The organism is Pseudoalteromonas sp. SCQQ13 (assembly GCF_015864415.1).
Taxonomy (GTDB): domain Bacteria; phylum Pseudomonadota; class Gammaproteobacteria; order Enterobacterales; family Alteromonadaceae; genus Pseudoalteromonas; species Pseudoalteromonas nigrifaciens.
The window spans coordinates 20,332-45,142 of the sequence record NZ_JADYXG010000010.1 but is presented as its reverse complement, the minus strand read 5'-3'; the positions used below and the strand labels follow the sequence as shown (position 1 = coordinate 45,142).

General features: G+C 41.1%; 23 protein-coding genes and 2 tRNA genes. 12 read left to right on the top strand and 13 right to left on the bottom strand.

The annotated features are described in order from the left end of the window. Window positions 1-122: 122 nt before the first annotated feature. Together I6F41_RS09775 and I6F41_RS09770 are read left to right on the top strand one after the other, a co-directional pair. Window positions 123-199, top strand: a tRNA-Asp gene (locus I6F41_RS09775). A 54-nt stretch (window positions 200-253) separates the two neighbouring features. After that, window positions 254-330: transfer RNA gene (locus tag I6F41_RS09770), tRNA-Asp, on the top strand. Window positions 331-438: 108 nt separating this feature from the next. Here I6F41_RS09770 and I6F41_RS09765 read toward each other — a convergent pair. Both I6F41_RS09765 and fadE read right to left on the bottom strand, forming a co-directional pair. Next, window positions 439-2,379: a S9 family peptidase gene (locus tag I6F41_RS09765; RefSeq protein ID WP_182678566.1), complete on the bottom strand. Its 1,941-nt coding sequence runs from the start codon at window positions 2,377-2,379 to the stop codon at window positions 439-441. Between the two features lie 191 nt (window positions 2,380-2,570). Next, a complete protein-coding gene (fadE, locus tag I6F41_RS09760) occupies window positions 2,571-5,030 on the bottom strand; it encodes an acyl-CoA dehydrogenase FadE (protein ID WP_011328618.1) in 2,460 nt (819 codons plus the stop codon). 312 nt (window positions 5,031-5,342) lie between these two features. Here fadE and I6F41_RS09755 point away from each other — a divergent pair, with 312 nt between their 5' ends. Both I6F41_RS09755 and I6F41_RS09750 read left to right on the top strand, forming a co-directional pair. Beyond that, window positions 5,343-6,107 (top strand): class II glutamine amidotransferase, encoded by a 765-nt coding sequence (locus I6F41_RS09755; protein WP_011328617.1) that lies wholly within the window; start codon window positions 5,343-5,345, stop codon window positions 6,105-6,107. Between the two features lie 114 nt (window positions 6,108-6,221). Next, entirely contained in the window at window positions 6,222-6,656 is a 435-nt protein-coding gene (locus I6F41_RS09750) for a PACE efflux transporter (protein ID WP_011328616.1), read from the top strand. 136 nt (window positions 6,657-6,792) lie between these two features. On the opposite strand, the gene I6F41_RS09745 is transcribed toward I6F41_RS09750, so the two are convergent. From I6F41_RS09745 to cmoA, 5 genes are all read right to left on the bottom strand, one after another. Then, on the bottom strand, window positions 6,793-7,599 hold the full coding sequence (locus I6F41_RS09745) for a DUF3108 domain-containing protein (RefSeq protein WP_080516814.1): 807 nt from the start codon (window positions 7,597-7,599) through the stop codon (window positions 6,793-6,795). After that, window positions 7,544-8,191: a phosphoribosylglycinamide formyltransferase gene (gene purN / locus I6F41_RS09740; RefSeq protein WP_011328614.1), complete on the bottom strand. Its 648-nt coding sequence runs from the start codon at window positions 8,189-8,191 to the stop codon at window positions 7,544-7,546. The genes I6F41_RS09745 and purN overlap by 56 nt, the downstream gene beginning before the upstream one ends. Beyond that, on the bottom strand, window positions 8,191-9,243 hold the full coding sequence (gene purM / locus I6F41_RS09735; protein ID WP_011328613.1) for a phosphoribosylformylglycinamidine cyclo-ligase: 1,053 nt from the start codon (window positions 9,241-9,243) through the stop codon (window positions 8,191-8,193). The genes purN and purM overlap by 1 nt, the downstream gene beginning before the upstream one ends. A 189-nt stretch (window positions 9,244-9,432) precedes the next feature. Next, a complete protein-coding gene (gene cmoB / locus I6F41_RS09730; RefSeq protein ID WP_197108277.1) occupies window positions 9,433-10,401 on the bottom strand; it encodes a tRNA 5-methoxyuridine(34)/uridine 5-oxyacetic acid(34) synthase CmoB in 969 nt (322 codons plus the stop codon). Window positions 10,402-10,417: 16 nt separating this feature from the next. Beyond that, complete coding sequence (gene cmoA / locus I6F41_RS09725) at window positions 10,418-11,143, bottom strand: carboxy-S-adenosyl-L-methionine synthase CmoA (protein WP_011328611.1); 726 nt, start codon at window positions 11,141-11,143, stop codon at window positions 10,418-10,420. Between the two features lie 116 nt (window positions 11,144-11,259). On the opposite strand from cmoA, the gene I6F41_RS09720 reads away from it, so the two are divergent. After that, complete coding sequence (locus tag I6F41_RS09720) at window positions 11,260-11,949, top strand: DUF3334 family protein (protein WP_011328610.1); 690 nt, start codon at window positions 11,260-11,262, stop codon at window positions 11,947-11,949. Window positions 11,950-12,069: 120 nt separating this feature from the next. Here I6F41_RS09720 and I6F41_RS09715 read toward each other — a convergent pair whose 3' ends face one another. Then, on the bottom strand, window positions 12,070-13,326 hold the full coding sequence (locus I6F41_RS09715; RefSeq protein WP_197108275.1) for an adenylosuccinate synthetase: 1,257 nt from the start codon (window positions 13,324-13,326) through the stop codon (window positions 12,070-12,072). A 121-nt stretch (window positions 13,327-13,447) separates the two neighbouring features. On the opposite strand from I6F41_RS09715, the gene I6F41_RS09710 reads away from it, so the two are divergent. After that, window positions 13,448-14,350 (top strand): LysR family transcriptional regulator, encoded by a 903-nt coding sequence (locus I6F41_RS09710; RefSeq protein WP_089368523.1) that lies wholly within the window; start codon window positions 13,448-13,450, stop codon window positions 14,348-14,350. Between the two features lie 149 nt (window positions 14,351-14,499). Beyond that, window positions 14,500-15,513, top strand: coding sequence for a DUF5924 family protein (locus I6F41_RS09705; RefSeq protein ID WP_197108273.1), 1,014 nt, complete (start codon window positions 14,500-14,502; stop codon window positions 15,511-15,513). Between the two features lie 42 nt (window positions 15,514-15,555). Here I6F41_RS09705 and I6F41_RS09700 read toward each other — a convergent pair whose 3' ends face one another. Together I6F41_RS09700 and I6F41_RS09695 are read right to left on the bottom strand one after the other, a co-directional pair. After that, entirely contained in the window at window positions 15,556-16,056 is a 501-nt protein-coding gene (locus tag I6F41_RS09700) for a M48 metallopeptidase family protein (RefSeq protein WP_197108271.1), read from the bottom strand. 44 nt (window positions 16,057-16,100) lie between these two features. Continuing rightward, on the bottom strand, window positions 16,101-16,949 hold the full coding sequence (locus I6F41_RS09695; protein ID WP_197108269.1) for a DUF72 domain-containing protein: 849 nt from the start codon (window positions 16,947-16,949) through the stop codon (window positions 16,101-16,103). Window positions 16,950-17,197: 248 nt separating this feature from the next. Here I6F41_RS09695 and aspS point away from each other — a divergent pair, with 248 nt between their 5' ends. The 3 genes from aspS (at window position 17,198) to I6F41_RS09680 (ending at window position 19,947) form a co-directional block, all read left to right on the top strand. Next, window positions 17,198-18,976, top strand: a complete 1,779-nt coding sequence (gene aspS, locus I6F41_RS09690) for an aspartate--tRNA ligase (protein WP_011328604.1) — start codon at window positions 17,198-17,200, stop codon at window positions 18,974-18,976. Between the two features lie 128 nt (window positions 18,977-19,104). Beyond that, on the top strand, window positions 19,105-19,335 hold the full coding sequence (locus I6F41_RS09685) for a hypothetical protein (RefSeq protein WP_011328602.1): 231 nt from the start codon (window positions 19,105-19,107) through the stop codon (window positions 19,333-19,335). Between the two features lie 15 nt (window positions 19,336-19,350). Next, window positions 19,351-19,947, top strand: a complete 597-nt coding sequence (locus I6F41_RS09680; RefSeq protein ID WP_011328601.1) for a pentapeptide repeat-containing protein — start codon at window positions 19,351-19,353, stop codon at window positions 19,945-19,947. Between the two features lie 28 nt (window positions 19,948-19,975). On the opposite strand, the gene I6F41_RS09675 is transcribed toward I6F41_RS09680, so the two are convergent. Together I6F41_RS09675 and I6F41_RS09670 are read right to left on the bottom strand one after the other, a co-directional pair. After that, window positions 19,976-20,299: a hypothetical protein gene (locus tag I6F41_RS09675; protein WP_011328600.1), complete on the bottom strand. Its 324-nt coding sequence runs from the start codon at window positions 20,297-20,299 to the stop codon at window positions 19,976-19,978. A gap of 146 nt (window positions 20,300-20,445) precedes the next feature. Continuing rightward, window positions 20,446-21,648 (bottom strand): bifunctional alpha/beta hydrolase/OsmC family protein, encoded by a 1,203-nt coding sequence (locus I6F41_RS09670; protein WP_197108267.1) that lies wholly within the window; start codon window positions 21,646-21,648, stop codon window positions 20,446-20,448. A gap of 276 nt (window positions 21,649-21,924) precedes the next feature. Here I6F41_RS09670 and I6F41_RS09665 point away from each other — a divergent pair, with 276 nt between their 5' ends. After that, window positions 21,925-22,764 (top strand): isopenicillin N synthase family dioxygenase, encoded by an 840-nt coding sequence (locus I6F41_RS09665; RefSeq protein ID WP_058373708.1) that lies wholly within the window; start codon window positions 21,925-21,927, stop codon window positions 22,762-22,764. A 51-nt stretch (window positions 22,765-22,815) separates the two neighbouring features. On the opposite strand, the gene I6F41_RS09660 is transcribed toward I6F41_RS09665, so the two are convergent. Then, window positions 22,816-23,238 carry a DUF1801 domain-containing protein gene (locus I6F41_RS09660; protein ID WP_197108265.1) on the bottom strand — a complete coding sequence of 141 codons (423 nt, stop codon included), beginning with the start codon at window positions 23,236-23,238 and terminating at the stop codon, window positions 22,816-22,818. A 150-nt stretch (window positions 23,239-23,388) separates the two neighbouring features. Here I6F41_RS09660 and I6F41_RS09655 point away from each other — a divergent pair, with 150 nt between their 5' ends. After that, on the top strand, window positions 23,389-24,789 hold the full coding sequence (locus I6F41_RS09655) for a DEAD/DEAH box helicase (RefSeq protein ID WP_011328596.1): 1,401 nt from the start codon (window positions 23,389-23,391) through the stop codon (window positions 24,787-24,789). Window positions 24,790-24,811: the final 22 nt, after the last annotated feature.

The window sequence follows — 24,811 nt, the reverse complement described above, 5'->3', positions numbered from 1 at the left end:
AGTGGTAGTTCAGTTGGTTAGAATACCGGCCTGTCACGCCGGGGGTCGCGGGTTCGAGTCCCGTCCACTCCGCCAACAAATTAAGTAATACAAGTAAAGTAAAAGTAATATGATATCTCTGCGGAGTGGTAGTTCAGTTGGTTAGAATACCGGCCTGTCACGCCGGGGGTCGCGGGTTCGAGTCCCGTCCACTCCGCCATTTGATATCAGTAACAAAATTAGTAAGTGCATTACCCCATGCACATACCACTGCGGAGTGGTAGTTCAGTTGGTTAGAATACCGGCCTGTCACGCCGGGGGTCGCGGGTTCGAGTCCCGTCCACTCCGCCACTTGTTATTTCCTCAATAACAAGTTGAATACAATCAAAATCATAAATTACATTTCTTAGCACATAAAAAAGCCCACAAAAATGCAGGCATAAATTAATCAGTGCAAACTTATTCAGCTTTTAAATACTGCTCTAAAAATTTCAAGTAAGCGTTTGATGCCGTGATCCGATTTTCTTTTTTGCTAAAACCATGACCTTCATCGTCAAACAATACATACTCAACTGGTACGCCATTGGCTTTAACTGCAGCTACAAGCTCATCACTTTCAACTTGTAACACGCGCGGATCGTTAGCGCCTTGAATAACCATAAGTGGCTTAATGATGTTTCTAGCGTGGAATAACGGTGAAATGGCGCGGTGACGATCACCGTCTGTTGCCGGATCGCCCATTTCGTCGTACAGCGACTTTTTAAAGCTCTCCCACCAAGGTGGAATAGAATTAAGTGTACGTACCCAGTTGGTTACTCCAAAAATATTAATCCCAACTTTAAACTCTTCGGGTTCAAAGGCAAGGGCTGCCGCGGTCATAAAGCCGCCATAGCTACCACCCATAATGCCAATTTTATCGGTATCGACCCACTCTAAGCTCTGTAAATGTTTTTTGCCGTATACAATATCTTGTAGGTCATCGGTGCCGTGCTTTTTATCATCTAAATGAAAAAAGGTTTTACCATAGCCCGAGCTGCCTCGATTATTAACTGCAAAAATGGCATAACCATGATTTACCAAATGCTGTTGCATCGCACTATAACCGGTACGGCTTTGTCCGCCTGGCCCACCGTGCACCCAAATTAACGCAGGCACTTTGTTGGTGCTACTCGCTTGCTTGGGTTTATATAAAACACCTGGTATTTCTAAACCATCAAAGCTCTTAAAGCGTACTATAGTGCTTTGCACTAAATCGTTTTGATTAATTTTTTTACTGAGGGTATTAGTTAATTGCTGCGTGTTATTACTGCCTACTTGCCATACAAATAAATTACTAGGTGCAGTGTCTGAATTTAAATAAAAGGCCATGCTTTGCTCATCAGCTGAAAAGCTCACACCCCGTAAATTACCTGCCGGTAGCTTAGGCATGGCAATTTCTTTATTCGTTTGCGTATCGATCACGGTTACTTTAGTGCTGGCATCGGCGTTCACACCACTTACCTGGTAGCGCCCCGACGTTGAAAAATAAATAAAGCTTACGTCCCAGTCATCGGCTAAAGCTGGGCTGTGCTCGCCAGAAGCTAGGTCATAACGCCACATCTGCGAAAACTCGCCTTTAGCGTCTGTAGAGTAGTATAAGTATTTGTTATCGGCAGAGAAGGTTTCAGGGCTGTATTGAGCAGGTGTATGGTGTTTTGAAATTAACTGTGGCTTTAGTGTTTTAGTATAAGTATCTAAAATAAAGGTATCGCTGTCTTTGTTGCTATTACTTTTAGACAGCGCAATAAAACGACCATTTGGGCTTATTGCACCTACATTTAGTCCTAAAGTATTTTGATAAACCGGCGTCACTTTATAGGTTTTACTATTAACGCGATATAAATCCATAAACTTAGCATCACGCTGATTGCTGGTAATAAAAAATTGGCTGGCATTTTTAGTGAAGCCGGCAAAACTAGCGCGGGTTTCATCCCCAGGGGTTAAGTCTTTTACTGTGCCGTCAGTTTCGCGTACATAAATATGAAAGCGTTCGTTACCGCCCGTGTCTTTTGTAAACAACACTCGCTCATCATTTGGAAAATAGCGGATAGGGTAGGTACTGTCGGTAAAATCGGTTAAGCGAGTTTTGCCGCCTGTTTGGACATTAACCTCATATAGGCTGTAAATGCCACTTTCATCACTACTGACTAAAATTTTATCGCCATGGGGTGAAAAGCTACTCCCCATAATTGAGGTGGTATCAAAAAATGTTTCAGCTGAGTAGGTGCTCAGTTCTTTTACATGCGCTTTAGAGCTGGTTAGCGGGGCTGTATATGAGGATGAGTTGGTTGATTCACTGCAACCAGAGAGCGCTAGGGTAACTGCGCATGTAATTATTGTAAGTTTAATAATTTGCTTCATTGTTACGTTCCTTCACTGTTGTTTTTATAACCCGAATTTAGGTTAAAGTATTTATAGCAGTTTTACCTGAACAGTTTTTAAACGCAATAAGCAGCTGGTTTTATGTACAATAAAAGTGTATCAAAATCTTACACATAAAAAAGCCAGCACATAATGTGCTGGCTTTTATAACTTAAAAGTAGATGCTGGGCTTATTTAGCGGCATCAGTTTTTTTAGGTTTATTATTACGAGCTGCTTTACCAGCGAGTAAATCAGCAGGATCAAAGTCGTCAACGTTTATAACGTCTAAACGAGCTTGTTCTACAGCGGCTAACTTGTCAGCTTCTGCTTGGCTTAAAATACCAGCCTCAAGACCCATTTGCGCTACTTTATCAAGCTGAAAGAATGGCAGTTTAAGGCCTTTTTCTTTACATACACGGTCAAATAATGGCTCAACTTCAAGTACGTCTTTAAGCGTTTGCTCTTGACGGCCTACAAGGTTAAGCGGCTCATTTGTTAAATACACATAGCTTGCCAAACGATTACGCGTTTCGCTAGGTACTTGTAGTATTTGCGCTAATTTGTGTTCAAGTTGGTCGGTAGGTTTACGAACCGGACGGCCAAACGGGAATAACAATACTTTTAATACGCCACGCAGTGGAGCAGAAGGCATGTTATTAATTAAATCAGCAAGTGCGCGTTGACAATGATACAGGTGATCTTGACAGCTCCACTGTACTAACGGGAAGTCTTCTTTTTTACGGCCTTCGTCGTTATAACGTTTAAGCGTTGCAGACACTAAGTATAGGTAGCTTAGTAAGTCACCTAAGCGAGCAGAAATACGCTCTTTACGTTTTAGTGAGCCACCAAATACTGCCATGCTAATGTCAGACATAAGTGCAAGTGATGCACTAAAGCGCGACGCTATACGGTAAAACTCAGCGGTTTCGTCTTTGTACGGCACACTTGTAAAACGAGCACCCGTTAACGCGAGCCATTTAGTGCGCACAAGGTTAGACATGGTAAAGCCAATGTGACCCATTAATGCTTTATCAAATACGTTTAGCGCTTCTTCACGGTCTTCAATTTCGCACGCACCTAGTTCGGTAAGTACAAACGGGTGACAGCGAATTGCACCTTGACCATAAATAATCATATTACGGGTCAAAATGTTGGCACCTTCAACGGTAATCGCAATAGGTGCACCTTGATAACCACGGCCTAAATAGTTATTTGGCCCAAGCATGATGCCCTTACCGCCAAGTACGTCCATGGCGTGCAGGGTAGAGTCACGCATTTGTTCTGTAAGGTGGTATTTAATAATAGCCGAAACAACCGAAGGTTTTTCGCCTAAATCTACCGCACCGGTAGACATGCTTACGGCAGCATCAGAGCTATATGCATAACCAGCAAGTTTTGCTAACGACTCTTCAACGCCTTCCATTTTACCAATAGGTAAGCGGAACTGGCGACGAATACGGCTGTAGGCACCGGTTGCAACAGCAATCATTTTAATGCCACCGGCTGAGTTTGACGGCAATGTAATTGCACGGCCAACCGATAAACACTCAACCAGCATACGCCAGCCTTGGCCTGCCATATCTGGCCCACCAATAATGTAATCAAGCGGTACGAATATATCTTTACCCTGCGTAGGACCATTTTGAAACGGCACATTAAGCGGGAAGTGGCGACGACCAATTTCAACCCCTGGAGTATCGGTTGGAATAAGTGCACAGGTAATGCCTGGCTCTTTATTATCACCAATTAAACCATCAGGATCTTGTAATTTAAATGCAAGCCCTAGTACCGTAGCCACAGGTGCAAGCGTAATATAACGCTTGTTCCATGTAAGGCTAACACCTACAACTTCTTCACCTTTCCATTGTCCTTTACATACTACACCGTAGTCTGGAATTGAGCTTGCATCAGAACCTGCTTCTGGCGAGGTTAATGCAAAACATGGAATTTCTTGGCCACTGGCAAGGCGCGGTAAGTAATGGTCTTTTTGCTCTTTTGTTCCATAGTGCTGGAGTAATTCACCAGGACCTAATGAGTTTGGTACGCCAACAATTGACGAAAGTAAGGTTGATTTACTGGTTAGCTTTTGTAGTACGCACGACTGTGCAAATGCTGAGAACTGTAAACCGCCATATTCTTTTTTGATGATCATGGCAAAAAATTTGTTATCTTTTAGGTATTGCCATACATCTTGAGGAAGATCGGTAAGTTCGTGTGTTGCTTCCCAGTCATCGAGCATACTACACACTACTTCAACAGGGCCATCGATAAATGCTTGTTCTTCAATAGTTAGCTTAGGCACTGGATATTGGTGTAACTTTTTCCAATCTGGGTTACCACAAAATAAATCAGCTTCCCACCATGTTGTACCGGCATCAATGGCTGACTTTTCAGTATCAGACATGCTAGGCGTTACTTTTTTAAACATAGTAAAAAGAGGCTTAACAATATATTGCTGGCGAATACCAGTAACAGAGAGAGGCACCGCTATAATTAAAAATATTATCCAACTAATTAAACCAAAAGCACCCGCAAAGGTACCAATTAATAATGTTGCAATAGAAACACCAAGTGCGGTGTTCCAACTTGCTCTGTGGTAAACCGCTGCGCTGAGCAGTGCGATTAAACCGAGTGTAAATATGAGTGTCATTGCTAATTCCTTATTAGAGGTCAGACCACCTTAGTTAGAGTAGCGTTAGTAACGCTAAGTTTCAAGTACCTTACGTAGTTAAATTTTAATCAAAATAACCGTAAAAAAGCAGCTCATTTAATAGAGTCAGCGTTAATAAAGTAAGTTACAGCTTTAGTCTATGCATTCATAGCGACAAAAAAAATTTAATCTAATAGTAAAATGTTATTTTTTAAGTAAATATAGACGCTCGTACACATAACTAAATAGTGTACGCTTAATATAAAAATATAACGTTATTTATTAATACGTGGTTTAAAGGTTATTTATTTTATGTGTGAATTGCTTGGCATGTCAGCGAATGTGCCTACAGATATTTGTTTTAGTTTTTCGGGGCTGCTGGAGCGCGGGGGGAATACTGGGCCACATAGAGATGGGTGGGGTATTACATTTTACGAAGGCAAAGGCTGCAGAACCTTTAAAGATCCGCAGCCGAGCTACCAGTCAGAAATAGCGAAGTTAGTTAAAGCATACCCGATTAAAAGTGTGTCAGTTATTAGCCATATTCGCCAAGGTAACCGCGGTAAAGTATGCCTTGAAAACACGCACCCGTTTACGCGTGAACTGTGGGGGCGCGAAATTACTTATGCGCATAACGGCCAGTTATCTAATTACCATGATTTAAAGCCTGATCATTACCGACCTGTTGGCGATACTGACAGCGAGTTGGCTTTTTGCTGGCTGCTGGATCAAATACGCACTAAGTACCCAAATAAGCCAGAGGATATGGCATCGGTATTTCGTTATGCAGCAACGCTTTCGCATACACTGCGTGAAAAGGGCGTTTTTAATATGCTGCTGACCGATGGCGTATTTGTTTTAGCTTACTGTACCAATAACTTACATTACATAACTCGCCGTGCGCCCTTTGGAAAAGCGACCTTGATTGATGCTGACATGGTGGTTGATTTTAACGAAGAAACCACGCCCAACGATATTGTTAGTGTTATAGCAACAAAACCACTGACTAACGACGAGCGCTGGAAAAAAATGCAGCCGGGTGAGTTTGTATTATTTAAGATGGGTGAATTGATTTAAGCTTGTTTTTTGCCTTTAGCGCTTAGTTGAGAGGCAAACAACTGTCGTAGTAAAGTAGACGCGGGCTTTTATATTGAGCTGACCCAGTACATTATTTATTATCGGAATTATATTATGACTCCTAAAAAACGCCGTATTCTACAAGCTGTGTTGTATGAATTATTTGCCATTGCTTTTGTTGGCCCTATTATAAGTTTTATGTTTGATAAATCAGCCACTTCGGCGATAGGCCTCGCTTTTGTATTATCCAGCGTAGCACTTAGCTGGAACTATGTATTTAATGCGTTATTTGAGCGCTGGGAGTCCCAGCAAACAATAAAAGGTCGCTCATTCAATCGTCGCTTATTACACGGAATTGGCTTTGAAGGTGGCCTTGTTTTAATTTTAGTGCCGGTTATGGCGCTGTGGTTGAAAATTTCAGTGCTTAGTGCGTTTATAGCGAACCTTGGATTTTTTATATTCTTTTTTGTTTATGCAATTGTTTTTACATGGGCGTTCGATCGAGTTTTTGGCTTGCCAGCTTCTGCGCAGCAGCAAAGTGAAGCATAATAAAGCTTAACTTTTAGATTTAATCGCGAAAAAAACGTATAAAAAAAGCGCGATTTGCATCGCGCTTTATATAAACTAATAGTAATAAAGATATAAACTAATAGTAATAAAGCCATTTGTAGCTAAAAATAATTGCTTACTCTGGGCTTGTTACTTTTTTAATATCAGCAGGTGGGGCAATGACAGGTGTTGTCACGGTAAATGAGTTTATTTGCACTTCAAATTGCTCCATTCCTTTTTCACCTTTCCACATACGCACTAACATGTAATCCATTTCTGGTGCAAACCAAGCAAGTGCTTGGCGTTTGTCATTATCGTATAAGCGTTTTACTTTAATTGCTTCTACGTTGCCGATAGGTAATGAAATCATCTCTGTTGCAACAACTTCAAAATTGTAGTCGCGGCGATTACCTTTTTTATCGATTAACGGGAATGAAAAACTGGTTTCGCCTTTTTTCAAACCTTCGCGCACTTGTACCTGATACGAAATAGCATCTTGAAAGTCATCAGTCCATTCGCATTCAAGCGGGTATTCGCTGCGACTACTGTTAACGACTTTTTTTTGTGCGTCAAAATCAATGTTGTAATCTTTATCAGGACCAGTGCCGGTACGGATCATTGAATAATGATGCGGGCTTACTTTGCCATCTTTAAAGGTAAATTTAGAGGTTTCCTGGCGTGAGTCAGAAAAAATCATCCACTCAATATTGCTGTGATAGGTTAACTCGTAGTTATCGTCACTTATCTTTTTGAGTTCACGCACGGCTTCACCATGATTTTTACCTTTGCGTAAAATATCATACTTAGCTTCGTACTGTGTCAATTCGCCGGCAATAAGGCTAGTTGGAAGTAAAGTGCCCACACATAATAGCAGGGCACTTATTTTTTTATTGTGGGTACTGCGCGCCGTGTGCAGGAAGTTTTGTTTCGTCAAGAACTGCATAATCTGCTTCCATAGTTAGTCTGTGTTCACTGAACCACTTGACCACCAAAGGATAAATTATATGCTCTTGTTCGTGCACGCGTTTTGCTAGTGTGTCTGCTGTATCATCCTTGAGTACAGGTACTTTTGCCTGAAGTATAACCGGACCTCCGTCTAGCTCTTCAGTTACAAAATGAACACTTACGCCATGAACATCATCATTTGCATCAATTGCTCTTTGGTGGGTATTCAGCCCCTGGTACTTAGGCAACAAAGATGGATGAATGTTCAACATTTTTCCAATATATTTTTGCACCAAGTTAGGAGTAAGAATACGCATAAACCCAGCTAATACAACTAGATTCGGTATAAAAGAGTCAATGATGCTCATTAACTGTGTATCGTAGGCCTCGCGTGAGTCAAAATCTTTATGACTCAGCACTTGTGTAGCAATGCCTGCTTGCTTGGCACGTTCAAGGCCATAAGCGTCTGCTTTGTTGCTAATAACAGCCGCTATTTGCGCATTTATCTCGCCACTTTCACAGGCATCAATAATGGCTTGTAAATTAGAGCCACCGCCTGAGATTAAAACTACAAGACGAGTGGGTGCCATTACTTAGCACCACCTACAATTTCAACTTGCTCTTCGCCAGGCGCTGCGTCTTGAATTTCACCAAGGTGCCATGCGTTTTCGCCCAAGTCTTTTAGCATGCTCAAACTTTGCTCAAGTTTGTCGGCTGGAACAACTAATACCATGCCTACACCACAGTTAAATGTGCGGTACATTTCATGCGTAGTAATGTTACCGTTTTCTTGTAACCAGTTAAAAATAGGTGGCCACTGCCAGCTATCGCCTTTTACTACTGCTTTTGCAGAGGCAGGTAATACGCGTGGGATATTTTCCCAAAAGCCGCCACCGGTAATGTGCGAAAGCGCGTGTACGTCAACGTGCTTGAATAACTCAAGCAGTGGTTTAACGTAAATGCGAGTAGGTTCAAGCAATGTTTCGCCTAATGTTTTGCCTTCAAAATCAGCGCTTGTATCTGCGTTAGATACTTCAAGTACTTTGCGAATTAGCGAGAAACCATTTGAATGCGGACCACTTGAAGCAAGGGCAATAAGTTGATCGCCCGCGGCTACTTTTGTGCCATCAATAATTTTTGATTTTTCTACAACACCGGTACAAAAACCAGCCATATCGTAGTCTTCGCCGTCGTACATACCAGGCATTTCTGCGGTTTCGCCACCAATAAGGGCACAGCCAGAAATTTCACAGCCTTTACCAATGCCGGTTACTACGTCTGCGGCAGTGTCTACGTCTAGCTTACCTGTTGCATAGTAATCTAGGAAAAACAGCGGTTCAGCACCTTGAACAATTAAATCGTTTACACACATAGCGACCAAGTCGATACCGACAGTGTCGTGCTTTTTAAGATCGATAGCTAAACGTAACTTAGTACCCACACCATCAGTGCCGGCAACTAATACTGGTTGCTTATAACCTGCTGGAATTTCGCAAAGTGCGCCAAAACCACCAATACCGCCCATTACTTCAGGACGACGAGTTTTTTTAACCACACCTTTAATACGCTCAACAAGTGCATTACCAGCGTCGATATCTACGCCCGCGTCTTTATAGCTTAGAGACTGTTTTTGTTCGCTCACAGGTTTTCCTCAAAATAGTTGTTTTGGGTTGCTTAGAAACGCGCGTATTTTACAACAATTGCGTAACCGCGGCTAGCGTAAATATAGTATTGAAATAATTAACAGGACACTTGTCCGCTAATTGCTGGCTAAATAAACAAAAAAACGCCCGTAGGCGTTTTTTATTGTTTGCTGATGTTGCCGTTAACGCTATGCTTTAGCAGTTAAAATAGCACGTAGTGGTGCTGGGTAACCTTCAATGGTTTTACTGGTGTCGTTTGGATCTAAAAAGTCGACTAACGATTCGTTTTCCATCCAAGCTGTTTTGCGTTGCTCATCTAGCGTAGTAATTGCGCAGTCTTTAATTTGTACGTTTTTAAAGCCCACGCGCTCCATCCACAGTTTTAATGCCGCAGTGCTTGGAATAAACCATACATTACGCATTTTTGCATAGCGATCAGTGGGTACAAGCACTGTATTTTCGTCGCCTTCAATGACTAAGGTTTCTAGTACCAGCTCGCCACCGGGGCGCAGTTGTGCTTTTAATTGCGCTAAAAAGTCGATAGGCGAGCGACGGTGATAAAGTACCCCCATCGAAAATACCGTATCAAATGCTTTTAACTCGGGTAGTGCCTCAACACCCAGTGGTAATAAGTGTACGTTTTCGTCGGGATTAAAGTGTTTTATAGCTTGAAACTGACACAAAAATAAGTCAGAAGGGTCAATGCCTACTACAAACTGAGCGCCTTCACCACGCATACGCCATAAATGATAGCCCGAGCCGCAGCCAATATCTAACACTGTGCGGCCTTTGAGTGGCTCAATATGTGGAAGCAGGCGATCCCATTTCCAATCGCTGCGCCACTCTGTATCTATTTCAATACCGTGAACACTAAATGGGCCTTTGCGCCATGGCATCATGCGCTTTAACAAATGCAGGGTTTGTTTTTGCTCACCATCGGTCATTTCACCCGGAGTGCCAATTTTTACCTGAGTAGTAGTATCAACATGCTGAGTTTTAACCTCAGGTAAATTTTTAAGCACTTTTTGCCACTGTGGTAAGTCGCCATGACTTGCCTCTAACTGCCAATGTTTTAATTGCGCAGGCAGAGTTTCTAGCCAGTGACTAAGTGGGCTTTGTGCAATAGCAGCGTAAAATTGGTTAAACCATTGAGGCATAAATTACTTACTCTCTTTATTTAATTGCGATCATTGAGCAAAAATTAAAACATTGGTACCACGCCTGAGTTTGGCTAAAGCCAATGTCTTTTAAGCGGGTAAAGTGCGTGCTTAGCGTATCTGGGCGCATTACGTTTTCAATAGCGGTGCGCTTTTGACTTATTTCAAGCTCCGAATACCCATTATGGCGTTTAAAGTCGTGGTGTAGGTCAATTAGTAAATTATCGCACAGCTCGTTTTCGGCTTTTATTTTTTCGCTCAGCAGCAATACACCGCCGGGTTTTAAGTTGGCGTATATTTTTTCAAGGACTGCTTGGCGCTGTGCATGCGGAATAAACTGCAGCGTAAAGTTCATTGCCACCACTGAAGCATTTTGAATTTCAAGCTCGTTAATGTCGCCTAAAGTAACGGTAACCGGTACTTCTGACTTAAAGCCTTGTAAATGTACCTTACAACGCTCAACCATAGCTTGTGAGTTATCGACTGCAATAATATGGCAGTTATCGGTGCGAATATTACGGCGCATACTTAATGTAACCGCGCCCAGCGAGCAGCCTAAATCGTAAAGGTTAGAGTTACTTTGCGCATACTCACCGGCAAGTTTACCCATAGTACTTACTATAGTGGCGTAACCCGGCACAGAGCGCTGGATCATATCAGGAAAAACTTCGACTACGTTTTGATCAAAACTAAAGTCTTTAACTTGTTGCTCAGAGGCATAAATACTGTCTTTAATGGTCACGAAGCCAGTCTCTTTGAAAATAATGGCGCTATTTTAACATTTTATGCTGGATAGTCAGTGATAAATTAAGTAGCTTGGCTAGAATAATGAAAAATAAGTACAAATGAGACTATTAAATGAGCAAAAGTAAAGTTATTAGCACCGATGATATATTGGCAACCCTTTGTCACTCGGTTACAGGGGTACTCACATCGGCCAGTGGCAATAGTGTTAGTTACTCCGCTATGGTGCAAAAAATTACTCGTACTTGTATGCGCCCAGATATTGGCTGTTTTGTGTTATTTGATGGTGGCTTTACTGGCCTAGTAATTACTAATTTCACATCGCAAGCGGCAATGGAAATTTATGGCGATTACATGCGCAACATGGGTATGCCCGAGGAAGAAATAGCACATAGTCATTTATCTGACGATGTATCAAATGTGTTAGGCGAGCTAATGAACCAAATAGTTGGTGACTTTACCTCTAAAGTACGCGAGCAATTACATACCTCTATTACCCAAAATCAGCCAAAAATGATGGCAATTAATAAACAGGTACAAATTTCTGTAGATACCACAATGGATCGCCCACAAGCGCGCCGCGTAACGTTTACCACCAGTAAGCAAAATATATTTTATTTAGAGCTGGCAATGGATAAAACTGAGTTTATTAAATTACACGACTTTGACATTGTCGAAGCAATAGATCCCGACGACATCATCGAAAACGAAGCAAAACAAAAAGCAGAAAAAGCCAAGGCTAAAGCTGAAAAAGAAGCAGAAGATAGTGATGATGACGACTTTATGGCAGGGCTAGGGCTGTAAGAATAAGTTAAAATAATTATGTGGTTAAGGTCATAAAATCAGCCAAGCGCAGTGTGACCTTTATTAATAACTGTTGGGTTACATGCAAACCCAACAATTATTTAAATACAATAGCGCTATTTAGCGAATAATCATCTGTTCGCGCTCAGGACCAACAGACACCATAGTTATTGGTACGCCCATTAACGCTTCAATGCGCTCAACGTATTGTTGCGCTGCAATTGGTAGACTGTCGAAGGTACGACAACCGGTAATGTCTTCACCCCAAGGTTGCATATTTTCATATACAGGGCTTAATGCAGCTGTTTGTGGCCAAATTGGGTTTTCGCTATGATCGCCGTCATAGGCAACACAGATTTTTAAATCTTTCATACCCGATAAACAATCAATTTTGGTTAAAGCAATTTCGGTTGCAGCTTGTAGCTCAACACCATTGCGCGTGGCAACTGCGTCAAAGTAGCCCATGTCCCGTGGGCGGCCAGTTACTGCGCCATATTCGTTAGCGCTTTCACGAAAATTGTCTTGCTCTTCCATTGCAGTAACTAAAGTACCCGTACCTACTGATGAGCTAAACGACTTTGCTACCGCAACAACACGTTCAGGACGAAGCGCTGGTAAACCGCTGCCGATGCCTGCATAAGCGGCCGTTACGTTTGAAGAGGTAGTGTAAGGGTATTCGCCATAGACTAAATCGCGACCTGCACCTAACTGAGCTTCAAATAATAAATTAGCATTTTGTTTTTGTAGTGCTTTTAACGGCTCTGTTACATTACAAATAAATGCACGCCAAGGCGCGGTAACATCGAGTAACCACTGCGTCATTTCTTCAGCTGTTTGCGAAAAATCACAACTTGGATATAAGGCTTTTAGCTGTGGCATTTTCCAATCAAGCATAAATTGAATACGCTCTAGTAAAACGTCAGGCTGATTTAACCAACCCACTAAAATGCCTTTTTTCATTACTCGGTCGCCATACGCTGGCGAAATACCTTGGCGAGTCGAGCCGTAAGCAGCGTCGCCTAAACGTAATTCTTCAAGGGTGTCTTCAAGGGCATGTAAAGGCAGACATAAAGTGGCACGATCAGAAATACACAGCTTTACATTAACGCCAGCGGCTTTAACTTCGGCTATTTCTTCACTTAAGGCGCTAGGGCTTATTACCATGCCAGGGCCAAGTACTGCTATGCAATCAGGATTAAAAATACCGCTAGGTAATTGGTGTAGTTTAAAGGTGCCAAAATCATTCACAACGGTATGACCGGCGTTATTACCACCTTGAAAGCGAATGCTTGCTGATGCGTTCTCAGCTAAAAAATCTACGATGCGGCCTTTGCCTTCATCACCCCAGTTTGCACCTACAACAACAATTGACGGCATAATTTAATCTCCAAATTGAACAAGCTGATATGATATGCGGGCTGTTAAAATAAGAGAAATTAATTATAATTATGATATCAATAAGGATTCCATATGGCGTGTGCAATATTAAGGAAGTGAGATGTTAGATATTCATTGGTTAAAAACCTTTGTTACATTAGCAGAGCTAAAGCACTTTGGTAAAACGGCAAGTGCACTGCACATGACGCAACCTAATGTGAGCTTGCATATTAAGCAGTTAGAAAAAATGACGCGGGTAAAGTTAATCGAGCGTAACCCCTTTTGTTTAACCCAAGCGGGTTTGCGTTTATTACAGTCGGGGCAAAAAACCTTATGGGAATTGAAGGTATGTCAGTCTGATCTAAATGCAATAAATAACTTAAGCCAAGGCACACTCACCATTGCAGCTAGTGATATTATTTCTCGCTTGTTACTCATAGAGCCTTTTCAGCTGTTTAAAACCCAGTTCCCGGGGATTGATTTTACCTTGCTTAATACCACCTCGTCACAGGCATCGGCGCTGGTTAAAAGTGCAGAAGCCGATTTAGGCTTTGTTATTGCTCAAAAAGAAAGTGAGCCACTGCATTTTAGTGAACTCCAACAGATAAAGTGGTGTGCGCTGGGAAATAATTTAGCGTTATGGCAGCAAGCAAAAAACGATGAAAGTATGGTACTCACTGAGCCGCCAACATTAATTTTATTAGGCCACGATACCCGCACCCGAGAGTTATTAGATAATGCGCTACCGTCTTTAAATTTACCGAGTTATCGGGTTATGGAAGTGGGTAGTGTTGATGCACAAATTGATTGGGCAGAAGCTGGTTTTGGCGTGGCAATTGTTCCTGAGTTTTCGCTGCGCTCTAAAGCTAATTTAACCAATACAGTAACGGCTTTACCGCAATTCCCAACCACCAGTTTAGGTTATATAGTGCGGCAAAATCAGGTGCTATCTAAGGCAATAAAACAGTTACTACACTGGGTAAATGAAGAAATTTCGCGCACCCATTTAAAACAACCAAAATAGTCATCACTTAATATTACTACCGATTATTATATTGTTAATAAGCTAAGGGGTTTTATGCTATTTATGTGTTGTTCAGGTAATTACTTTAAGATAAAACGCTTATGTTTTTAAGCGCTTTAGCATGCACACTTGTACGGACCCAAAATTAGATGGACTATTTTAAAAGTTTAATAACAAAATTTATAATCGCAATGCAACAGCGGCCGGGATTATTAGCAGTAATAGCATTTTGCTCTGGTGTGGCAAGTTATGTGTTAGTTGAGCGAAAAGAATCGTTTTCGCAATTTATTGCCATATTTTTGCTAGTGAGCTGGGTATGGTTAATTATTGATAACTGGTTGCGCGATAAAGTAGAGCAAAGATTTGGTGTCGCGGTATCGCCCAACTTTATGCGCTTTGCTTTACAAATGGTGCAACAAGAAAGCCTGTTTTTTGCTTTGCCATTTTTTTTAGCGGTAACGCAGTGGGATCACCCGCAAGCTATTTTTACCGCGCTAATGATAATGTGTGCAGTCATATCGGTAATTGATCCTTTGTATTATAAAAAGTTAGCAAAAAATCGCATGTTATTTGCGGTGTTTCATAACTTTGCATTGTTTGTCGTTATATTGGTTACTTTGCCTATTTTATTAAATGTAACCACTAGCCAAAGCTTAGCAATTGCTTTGGTTACTGCTGTTATTTTTACCCTCCCCAGTTTAGGCAACTTAATGCCTAATACCCGCTGGTGGCGATTTCCTTTATTGGTAGTGATTTTGTGTATATTGAGTGCTGGCTTATGGCAACTACGTAGCTGGGTGCCGCCAGCGGCTTTGCGCTTAACCGATATTACTTTATCGCACGAGGTTGATTTAGAGCAACGCCAACCTATTGGTAATATTAAGCAATTAGACTCTTATTCACTACATCATCAGGGGTTATATACGTGGACTGCTGTTAAAGCGCCCAGAGGATTAAATGAAAAAATATTTCATGTGTGGCTATACAACAATAAAGAAGTAGATCGGATCACACTAAATATAAGTGGTGGGCGAGAGCAAGGTTATAGAGCGTGGACCCATAAAGTAAATTTCCCAACTGATTCTGTCGGTAAATGGCAGGTGCAAGTAGTAACAGAATCGGGGCAACTTATAGGTTTAACTAAATTTACAGTTTTGCCTTAGCTAATGTGCATTTACTAGCGCGTTTACGGCAATTTAATTAGCTCATTTTAAGTAAGGATTATTGCCTTGCTCTACAGCCACGCAAAAAATGCGTAAATCAAGCTCTAGCTGGTGGTAACTTGGCTCCATGTGACAACAAAGTTTATAAAAACTTTTGTTATGGTCTTTTTCTTTAAAATGAGCGAGCTCGTGTACCACTAAGGCTTTTAATAACGGCTCGGGAGCGTGCAGTAAATCACTGTTGATGGCCAAATCGTGCTTGCGAGTTTTACCTTGCATACGATAGGTGTGCGTGCCAAGTGCATTAGTGACCATGTCGCCTTGCTTTTTAAATGCGGCGCGACCAAACGGCGGGGCATTTTTTAAATACTGTTTTTTAAGCTCTGTGGCGTAGCTAAAAAGTGCTTTGTCGCTGGTAATATTATGTGCCTGCGGATACTTTTTAAGTAAGTATTTACTTACTTTATCATTACTGATTAGATTTAATACTTGCTCAACAATGTTTGCAGGGTAGCCGGTAAAATAACGTGCGTATTCACTCATGTTGCTCTCTAAGTTCTATCATTTTATTTGTTGTAAGTGGTTATTTAAAACAGTGCTTGCTGGTGGGCTTCTGCCTCGCCGCTAAATGGATTTAGTACCTTGTGGTTATAACCTAGGTCCTTACAAAACTGCCTTGCTAATAACGGTGCTTCTCGGTTGTCTGCGGTATGAAAAAATACATAGGGCGTTTTTCCTTCATCAAGCCACTGTTTTACTTTACTAAGCCAAGGCTTATAAAAGGTTTTATATTCACTTTGTAAATTAGCAATAACAAAACGTGCCATGGGTTGCTCACTTGTAGCAATAGCATGCACGGGCAGATGCGGCTTTTTTTGTTGTGCATCAATCAGCGCTTCTGTATTCGCTTTAACTGCAAATAGGGCGCGGGTATCCATGGCTATACGGTTTATGTTATTTGCCATTAATAATTGATTAAGCGCTATTTCGGCTTCACCCTTTTGAAAAAATGCCGGATGGCGAACTTCTACCCCGAAGTTTAGCTCTTTGGGTAATAGGCTAATAAATTGCGCTAACTTGGGTAAATCATTAGGGCCAAAAGCACTTGGCAGCTGCAGCATAATTTGCCCAGTTTTCTCTAAAATTGGTGCAAATAAGTTAAGCCAAGCGGTTAGCTCGTTGTGTACATTAGTCAGCTTTAGCTCATGGCTAAAGCGCCGATGAAACTTAAAGGTAAATTTAAAATCGTCGGGTACACTGTTTACCCAGCGTAAAAGAGTACTTGGGGATGGATCGGCGTAAAAGCTGGTATTTCCCTCTACAGAGTTAAAATGTTGCGCGTATTGGCTTAGCATATCGGCATTTTTACATTGGCTCGAAAATAAATTGCCTTTCCACGCATTGCTTGACCACTGTGGGCACCCAATATATAGCATACAAACTAACGCCTAATTATAAAGTAGCTATAGTGTATCAAATAATAAAATATGCTGCTTTAAATCCGATGCAAAAAACGACACCCGCCCTAGTATCTTCATATCACTTGCGTATAATACAGGGCTTAATTTGATTATTTTGAATTGCAAGCGGTGTTATTTTTATATTCGTATTTATAAAAAAGATTTACCCTACTTAAAACGAATGTTTTTTGACCGTTGCACGCCTTTTATCTGACAGGAAAACTATGCGCTCTATATACTGCGGACAGCTAAATAAAACTCACGTAGATCAAGAAGTTGAACTATGTGGCTGGATCAACAAACGACGTGACCTTGGTGGACTTATCTTTGTCGATTTACGCGATAGAGAAGGTTTAGTACAAGTTGTATTCGATTCTGACATTGAAGAGTTGATGAGTTCAGCTAACACGCTTCGCCAAGAATTTTGTGTGCAGTTAAAAGGTATTGTACGTGCACGCCCAGATAGCCAAGTAAATAAAGACATGCCTACAGGCGAAATCGAAATTTTAGGCACTGAGCTTAATATTATTAACCGCTCAGAGCCATTACCACTTGATTTTAACCAAGTGAACTCTGAAGAGCGTCGTTTAAAATACCGCTACCTAGACCTACGTCGATTAGAAATGAGCGACCGCATTAAGTTACGCGCTAAAGCAAGCAGCTTTGTGCGTCGTTTTTTAGATGAAAACGGCTTTTTAGACATAGAAACACCCGTACTTACCAAAGCAACGCCAGAGGGCGCGCGCGATTACTTAGTACCGAGTCGTGTTCACAAAGGTAGTTTTTACGCATTACCGCAGTCGCCGCAGTTATTTAAGCAATTGTTGATGATGTCGGGTTTTGACCGTTACTACCAAATTGTAAAATGTTTCCGTGATGAAGATTTACGTGCCGATCGCCAACCTGAGTTTACTCAAATAGATATTGAAACCTCGTTCATGAGCTCTGATCAAGTACGTGGTATGACTGAAAAAATGATCCGCGAAATGTGGCAAACATTGTTAAATGTAGATTTAGGCGATTTTCCAATTATGCCTTACAGCGAAGCAATGAGCTTATACGGTTCAGATAAGCCTGATTTACGTAATCCAATGAAGCTTGTTGATATTGCCGATTTAGTTAAAGACGTAGAGTTTAATGTTTTCTCAGGCCCTGCAAATGACGAAAAAGGCCGTGTTGCGGTATTAACTGTACCAGGTGGTGCTAAGCTTTCGCGTAAACAACTTGACGATTACACTAAGTTTATTGGTATTTACGGCGCAAAAGGCATGGCGTGGATGAAAGTAAACGATCACACTGCGGGCGCAGAAGGCGTGCAGTCACCAGTAGCTAAGTTTTTAACTGCAGATGTAATTACTCAGTTACTTGAGCGTACTAATGCACAGTCGGGCGATATTATTTTATTTGGTGCCGATAAGCGCAACACAGTAAATGAAGCAATGGGCGCACTGCGCGTTAAAATTGGTATTGATTTAGAAATCACTAACCTTGATAGCTGGGCACCACTTTGGGTTGTAGACTTCCCAATGTTTGAAGAAGATGACGAAGGTACGCTGCACGCTGTACATCATCCATTTACTGCGCCAAAAGACATGAGCGCAAGTGAACTTGAAGCAAACCCTGCGGCTGCTATTTCAGATGCGTACGATATGGTATTAAACGGCTACGAAGTAGGTGGCGGTTCGGTACGTATTCATAATGCTGATATGCAAGAAGCTGCGTTTAGAATTTTAGGTATTAATGAGCAAGAGCAACAAGACAAGTTTGGCTTTTTACTTGACGCACTTAAATACGGTACGCCACCACATGCTGGTTTAGCTTTTGGCCTTGACCGTTTAGCTATGTTGCTTTGTGGTACTGATAACATCCGTGACGTTATTGCGTTCCCTAAAACTACGCAGGCGTCGTGTTTATTAACTAATGCGCCAAGTAAGCCTAATGCTGATTCGTTAGCAGAACTTGCAATTAGCGTAGTAGAAAAAGCGGTACTAAGCGCAGAGTAAATTATTTTTACAGTGTTTTGTAAATATGCGTTAGATAATTAAAAATTAAACCCTTAAGTGTAGGCTTAAGGGTTTTTTTATGGTTAAATTTAGTACTGCAATAATCATACAGATGAAAAGGAATTCTTATGTCAGTTAACATCACTCTTTTTGGCGAGTTTATCGCTTTTTTTATACTTTTATTAGTGCCTATTTTTGCTTTTATTAGTTATAAATTAGGTAAACGAAAAAGTACTAATCCAGGTGTCATTGCTTTTGTTGGTGGCTGTTTATCGCTAATTTTACCTCTGGGTTTAATATTTATAGCGATACTCGCGCTGAAAAAAGATCTCCCTAAAAAAGCTCAATTTGCGCGTTAAGGTAATATTCAGACCGTGTCTATAGAAAATAATAATCACTATTTTGATCAACAATTTACAGCATTAGCACTGACAGAGCAGGTTTTTGAGAATATAGAGTTTGAAGACTGTACTTTTACAGATTGCGACTTTTCAAATGGCCAATTTAAACACTGCCGTTTTATAGAATGCAGTTTTAAAAAATGCAATTTAGCATCACTAAAATGGGGTTATAGCTCACTCGAAAATGTTGACTTTAGTCATTGTAAATTAAACAGTATACAGTGGAGTGATATAAACTGGCCGCAGCTTAGTGTTAATGCTGCTGTGAGTTTTAGTCACTGTGAGCTTAGCCACAGTTCCTTTTTTGAACTAACTCTAAAAGCACTTAAACTAACAGATTGCTTTGCAAAAAATGTAGACTTTAGGCACGCAAATTTAGCTAAGAGTAAATTTAGCGGTACTGATTTTCGTGATAGCGAATTTTTTCAAACTAATTTAAGCCAGTGCGACTTTGTTGGTGCCACGCAATTTAATATCGATTTAAATAGCAACCAAATAACCAAGGCTAAATTTGAGCGTTTTGAAGCGTTGAATTTACTCAGCGGATTAGGTGTGGAGTTGGTGGATTAGCCGTTATTACACGGCTAATTAAGCTTTTTTAACAGCTAGGGCCATTTTTATTACGTGCACTTGCAAGCACTCTGGCTATTTCAAGCAACGCTGGCGAAATATCGGTTGCGCCATCTTTAATTAGCTTAGTTACATCACCCGACGAATATAAGCTATCGCGAGACGATTTAATGCCTAAACCACGTACATAGTCTTTGGTTTTACCCGTGCTGCCGGTTTCAATAAACTTAAAAATAATGCGTTCGTTATCACTTTTAGGTTCCGCTTTTAATACTTCAATTTCGTCTTTATAGGCTTCGATTCGGCTTTGTAAAATTTCAATTCGTTCTGCAATGGTGTTATATGATTTCATGGATGGATTCTTTTGCTAAAAATATTGGAACAATGACGGTTATTATCGCACACATTTAAAATAATTAATTATTTAGCTTAACAAGATGAAAAAATAGCGCAGCTTTAACTGCGCTATTTTATATACAGAATTAAAATTATTATACGTTACTCTACCAATTCACTTATCACCAGTGGGTTATTGTGTAGGGTTTTATGCACTGGGCATTTATTAGCAATTTCGAGAAGGCGCGCGCGTTGCTCGGGGGTTAAATCGCCCGTTAAGGTGATTTTACGCGTAATAGCTTCAACACCTTGGCCTTGCTCTGCGTCACCGTCTTTTTTTTTATAATCGCGAGTGTGCTCAAGCTCAACTTTGACATGTTCCAACGGTAACTTTTTATGACTCGCATACATGCGCAGTGTCATAGAGGTACACGCGCCAAGCCCCGCGAGTAAATGCTCATACGGATCTGGGCCTAGATTTTTGCCCCCCATTTTAAGTGGTTCGTCAGCAAGCCAAGTATGCTCTTTGGTGCTTACGTGCTGAGTAAATACATGGTCTTTTTCTTCTACTAATACGCTGCCATTATTTAATTTAGCCGTATATTTAGTTTTGTCGTAATTTACATAACGATTAGCCCAGGTGGCAATAATATCTGCTGCGTAGTCGGCATCGTTTTTATTAGTAAGTAAGTGATCGGCGTTATCTAGGCTAATAAAGCTTTTAGGATGCTTAGCTGATGCGTAAATTTTTTCGGCTTCGCTAATATTTACAGTCGCGTCAATAGGGGAGTGCATTACTAATAATGCGCGCTTAAGTTTACTTATGTGGCTTTTATCGTACTTAGCTATATCGTCTATAAATTGTTTTTTAATAGTGAACTCGCGGCCCGCTAAATTTACTTTAGCTTCGCCAGCTGCGTTAATTTCATCTAGGTGGGCTTTAAAGTTGTGGGCTACGTGTTGTGCATCTGACGGCGCACCTATGGTAGTAATTGCCGATACTTCTGGTATGTGCTCTGCAGCGGCCAGCACTGCTGCTCCACCTAAGCTGTGGCCTATAAGTAGCTGCGGCGCACCAAAATGTTCACGCAGGTGATTAGCGGCCGCTACTAAGTCTTGAATATTAGATGAGAAATTACTATTGGCAAAGTCGCCATCGCTATTACCTAAGCCGGTAAAATCAAATCGTAATACTGCAATCCCTTGTTGTGTGAGTGCACGGCTGATACGTGTTGCCGCCGCTATATCTTTGCCACAGGTAAAACAGTGTGCGAATAGGGCGTAAAATTTAATTTCACCAGAGGGCAGTTCAAGTTGTCCTGCCAATTTTAAATCACCACTTTTAAAAGATACTTTTTGTCGCATGAGAAGCCTTAATACTTAAATTTAAGTACAAAATAATAAACATTACTATCATAGTTCAGAGATAGGTGCGAAGTGATGTTATTTCAATCTTTATTTATAATTTGATTAAGATCAACTCGATTGTTCACCTAGCCAAGATGCGGACATATGTCCTTATGATTTTAGGGCTGTTTGTCTATCCTCACGGTGGTAATAATACAGGCTTTGCTGCTTAAATAGAGTAATCTACCTCTATAATGTAAATGATCTCTCACAACCTATTCACTGGAATGTACAATGCAATTACCTACTGTTGATTATAAAGCGGACAATGCGGCTGCTCAATTTGTTGAATCATTAAGAAATACCGGCTTTGGGGTGTTAAAAAACCATCCAATTCCGCAATCTTTAGTTGAGTCTATTTATAAAAATTGGCAAGACTTTTTTAACTCAGATCAAAAGCAGGACTTTTTATTTTCTAAAGACACCCAAGATGGCTATTTTCCGCCTTCGGTATCTGAAGTGGCAAAAGGCTGTAAAGTTAAAGACATTAAAGAGTATTTCCATGTTTATCCTAAAGGCCGTGTACCTGCCCAGTTAGAAGCAGACATACGTGAGTACTATCGTTTAGCTAATGAGTTTGCAGCAACGCTTTTAAGTTGGGTACAAGCAGAAGCACCAGCAGATGTGCGTGCTAAATTTTCGATTGACTTAAAAGATATGATTGCTAATTCTGAGCAAACATTGCTGCGTATTTTACATTACCCACCAATGACCGGCGATGAAGAGCCTGGTGCTATTCGTGCAGCTGCGCATGGCGATATTAACTTGCTAACTGTATTACCTGCTTCTAATGAACCGGGTTTACAAGTTAAAAATACCGAAGGCGGTTGGTTAGATGTTCCTTCTGATTTTGGTTGCTTGATCATTAATATTGGTGACATGCTACAAGAAGCGTCGGGTGGTTATTTCCCTTCAACAATTCATCGGGTAATTAACCCAACAGGTAAAGCGTCTAGTAAGTCGCGTATTTCATTACCACTATTTTTACACCCTCGCCCAGATGTGGTGTTATCAGAGCGCTATACTGCTGATAGTTACTTGCAAGAGCGTTTACGTGAGCTTGGCGTTAAGTAACTAGTAAATATCGCGATATAAAAAAACGGCTTTTTAGCCGTTTTTTGCGTTTTATAACTGCGGGTAGCGCTGCTGCATAATGTTGAGTGACCTTGTAATTATCTGCGCGAGTATCGTTAAATCCACTTTAGCTAGGTTTGTAATATATAAACAGCTTTTACCTAAACTGTGCTTTCCTAACTGGTCAAGTAGGGTTTTAATCGTCTCATCTTCAAAGCCGGGCATTATATAAATACACAGCTTGGTTTTACGCGGGGAAAAGCCAGTGAGTGGCCATTTTTCACTGCTGCCAGAGTTATGTTTATAGGTGTAGTGGCCAAAGCCAATAATATCCTTACCCCATACAACGGCTTGCTCATTAGTGACTTTTGTAAATAGGGCGAGTAATGTTTTCGCCTCATCTTCCCGCTTAGCCTCTACATTATGTAAACACTCAACTAAAGTTATTTGGTTTGCTTGGGTTTTTAAGCTCATAAGTAACTCTTTAATTTATTTTTAGCGGTAGTTAATAGTAGCAAAAAATGAGTACTAAAAGTTGGATGTGAATATTTTTATGCAATATTGCAGGTTATAGGTATAATGCGCGCAACTGGCTAGTTTAGCCTTATTTAAAAGAGAGTTTATATGAGTTTTGAAGGTTTAGGTTTATCACAGTCTTTAGTTAATGCGGTTTTAGAGAAGGGCTATGAAACGCCAACGCCAATTCAGGCTCAAGCAATTCCGGCGATTATTGAGCGTCGTGATGTGATGGCAGCAGCGCAAACAGGAACAGGTAAAACAGCGGGTTTTACACTGCCACTTATTGAGCGTTTGTCTAGCGGTCCTAAAGCTAAAAGTAACCATGTGCGTGCACTTATTTTAACGCCAACACGTGAGCTTGCTTTGCAAGTTAGTGAAAATGTTGAAGAGTACGCAAAGCATTCAAATGTAAGCTCGTTTGTAGTTTACGGTGGCGTTAAAATTAACCCACAAATGCAGCGTTTGCGCAAAGGGGTTGATATTTTAGTGGCAACTCCGGGGCGCCTAATCGATTTACATAATCAAAATGCAGTTAAGTTTGATAGTGTTGAAGTATTAGTTCTTGACGAAGCTGATCGCATGCTCGACATGGGCTTTATTCATGATATTAAACGCCTGATTGCAAAAATGCCTGCAAAACGTCAAAACTTAATGTTTTCGGCAACCTTTTCTGACGAAATTCGTGCACTGGCAAAAGGGTTGATAAACGATCCGGTTGAAATTTCTGTTGCTGCAAAAAACACCACAGCTAAAAGCGTTACTCAGTGTGTTTACGCGGTAGATAAACCACGTAAAACAGCGTTATTAAGCCACCTAATTCGTACTAACGATTGGCAGCAAGTATTAGTATTTAGCCGTACTAAGCACGGTGCAAACCGCTTAGTTAAACAACTAGAGCGCGATGATATTGTTGGCGCGGCTATTCATGGCAATAAATCGCAAGGCGCACGTGTTAAAGCCCTTGATGGCTTTAAAAGCGGTGAAGTACGTGTGTTAGTTGCAACCGATATTGTTGCCCGTGGTTTAGATATTGTGGAGCTTCCACACGTTGTTAACTACGACTTACCAAACGTATACGAAGATTACGTGCATCGAATTGGCCGTACTGGCCGCGCCGGTGCATCGGGCCATGCAATTTCGTTTGTAACCACGGAAGATGCAGTGGATTTATACGGCATTGAACGCTTTATTGGTGAGCTTATTCCTCGTGCTACCGAAGAAGGTTTTGAGCCGGTTAACCCAGTACCAGAGCGCGACTTAGATGCGCGTCCAATCGCTCCTAAAAAAGCTAAAAAGACCAATCAGCCATTTAATAAGCCTAAATCTGACAGCAGCAAGCCAAATAATAAAAAGCCTAATAATGGCGGAAACGGTACGGGTGCGCGCAGAGGCGGTTCTAAAAAGCCAGTAGCTAAAACGGATGATAAAGCGCAAAGCCCTTGGGCAAAACGCGAATCTGTTGGTGGTAATACTCAGCGCCGTCGTCGTCCAAGTAACAACGATTAATAATACTTTTAAACGCTGATAC

What these genes read in the sequence shown, in the direction of transcription:
- I6F41_RS09710 (WP_089368523.1), top strand. Translation starts at nt 13,448, where the DNA reads ATGTTAGATATTCATTGGTTAAAAACCTTTGTTACATTAGCAGAGCTA.
- purN (WP_011328614.1), bottom strand. Translation starts at nt 8,191, where the DNA reads ATGGCACCCACTCGTCTTGTAGTTTTAATCTCAGGCGGTGGCTCTAAT.
- I6F41_RS09750 (WP_011328616.1), top strand. Translation starts at nt 6,222, where the DNA reads ATGACTCCTAAAAAACGCCGTATTCTACAAGCTGTGTTGTATGAATTA.
- I6F41_RS09685 (WP_011328602.1), top strand. Translation starts at nt 19,105, where the DNA reads ATGTCAGTTAACATCACTCTTTTTGGCGAGTTTATCGCTTTTTTTATA.
- I6F41_RS09670 (WP_197108267.1), bottom strand. Translation starts at nt 21,648, where the DNA reads ATGCGACAAAAAGTATCTTTTAAAAGTGGTGATTTAAAATTGGCAGGA.
- I6F41_RS09745 (WP_080516814.1), bottom strand. Translation starts at nt 7,599, where the DNA reads ATGCAGTTCTTGACGAAACAAAACTTCCTGCACACGGCGCGCAGTACC.
- I6F41_RS09715 (WP_197108275.1), bottom strand. Translation starts at nt 13,326, where the DNA reads ATGCCGTCAATTGTTGTTGTAGGTGCAAACTGGGGTGATGAAGGCAAA.
- I6F41_RS09695 (WP_197108269.1), bottom strand. Translation starts at nt 16,949, where the DNA reads ATGCTATATATTGGGTGCCCACAGTGGTCAAGCAATGCGTGGAAAGGC.
- I6F41_RS09665 (WP_058373708.1), top strand. Translation starts at nt 21,925, where the DNA reads ATGCAATTACCTACTGTTGATTATAAAGCGGACAATGCGGCTGCTCAA.
- cmoB (WP_197108277.1), bottom strand. Translation starts at nt 10,401, where the DNA reads ATGCCTCAATGGTTTAACCAATTTTACGCTGCTATTGCACAAAGCCCA.
- I6F41_RS09765 (WP_182678566.1), bottom strand. Translation starts at nt 2,379, where the DNA reads ATGAAGCAAATTATTAAACTTACAATAATTACATGCGCAGTTACCCTA.
- I6F41_RS09655 (WP_011328596.1), top strand. Translation starts at nt 23,389, where the DNA reads ATGAGTTTTGAAGGTTTAGGTTTATCACAGTCTTTAGTTAATGCGGTT.
- fadE (WP_011328618.1), bottom strand. Translation starts at nt 5,030, where the DNA reads ATGACACTCATATTTACACTCGGTTTAATCGCACTGCTCAGCGCAGCG.
- aspS (WP_011328604.1), top strand. Translation starts at nt 17,198, where the DNA reads ATGCGCTCTATATACTGCGGACAGCTAAATAAAACTCACGTAGATCAA.
- I6F41_RS09660 (WP_197108265.1), bottom strand. Translation starts at nt 23,238, where the DNA reads ATGAGCTTAAAAACCCAAGCAAACCAAATAACTTTAGTTGAGTGTTTA.
- I6F41_RS09700 (WP_197108271.1), bottom strand. Translation starts at nt 16,056, where the DNA reads ATGAGTGAATACGCACGTTATTTTACCGGCTACCCTGCAAACATTGTT.
- I6F41_RS09720 (WP_011328610.1), top strand. Translation starts at nt 11,260, where the DNA reads ATGAGCAAAAGTAAAGTTATTAGCACCGATGATATATTGGCAACCCTT.
- I6F41_RS09755 (WP_011328617.1), top strand. Translation starts at nt 5,343, where the DNA reads ATGTGTGAATTGCTTGGCATGTCAGCGAATGTGCCTACAGATATTTGT.
- I6F41_RS09705 (WP_197108273.1), top strand. Translation starts at nt 14,500, where the DNA reads ATGGACTATTTTAAAAGTTTAATAACAAAATTTATAATCGCAATGCAA.
- I6F41_RS09675 (WP_011328600.1), bottom strand. Translation starts at nt 20,299, where the DNA reads ATGAAATCATATAACACCATTGCAGAACGAATTGAAATTTTACAAAGC.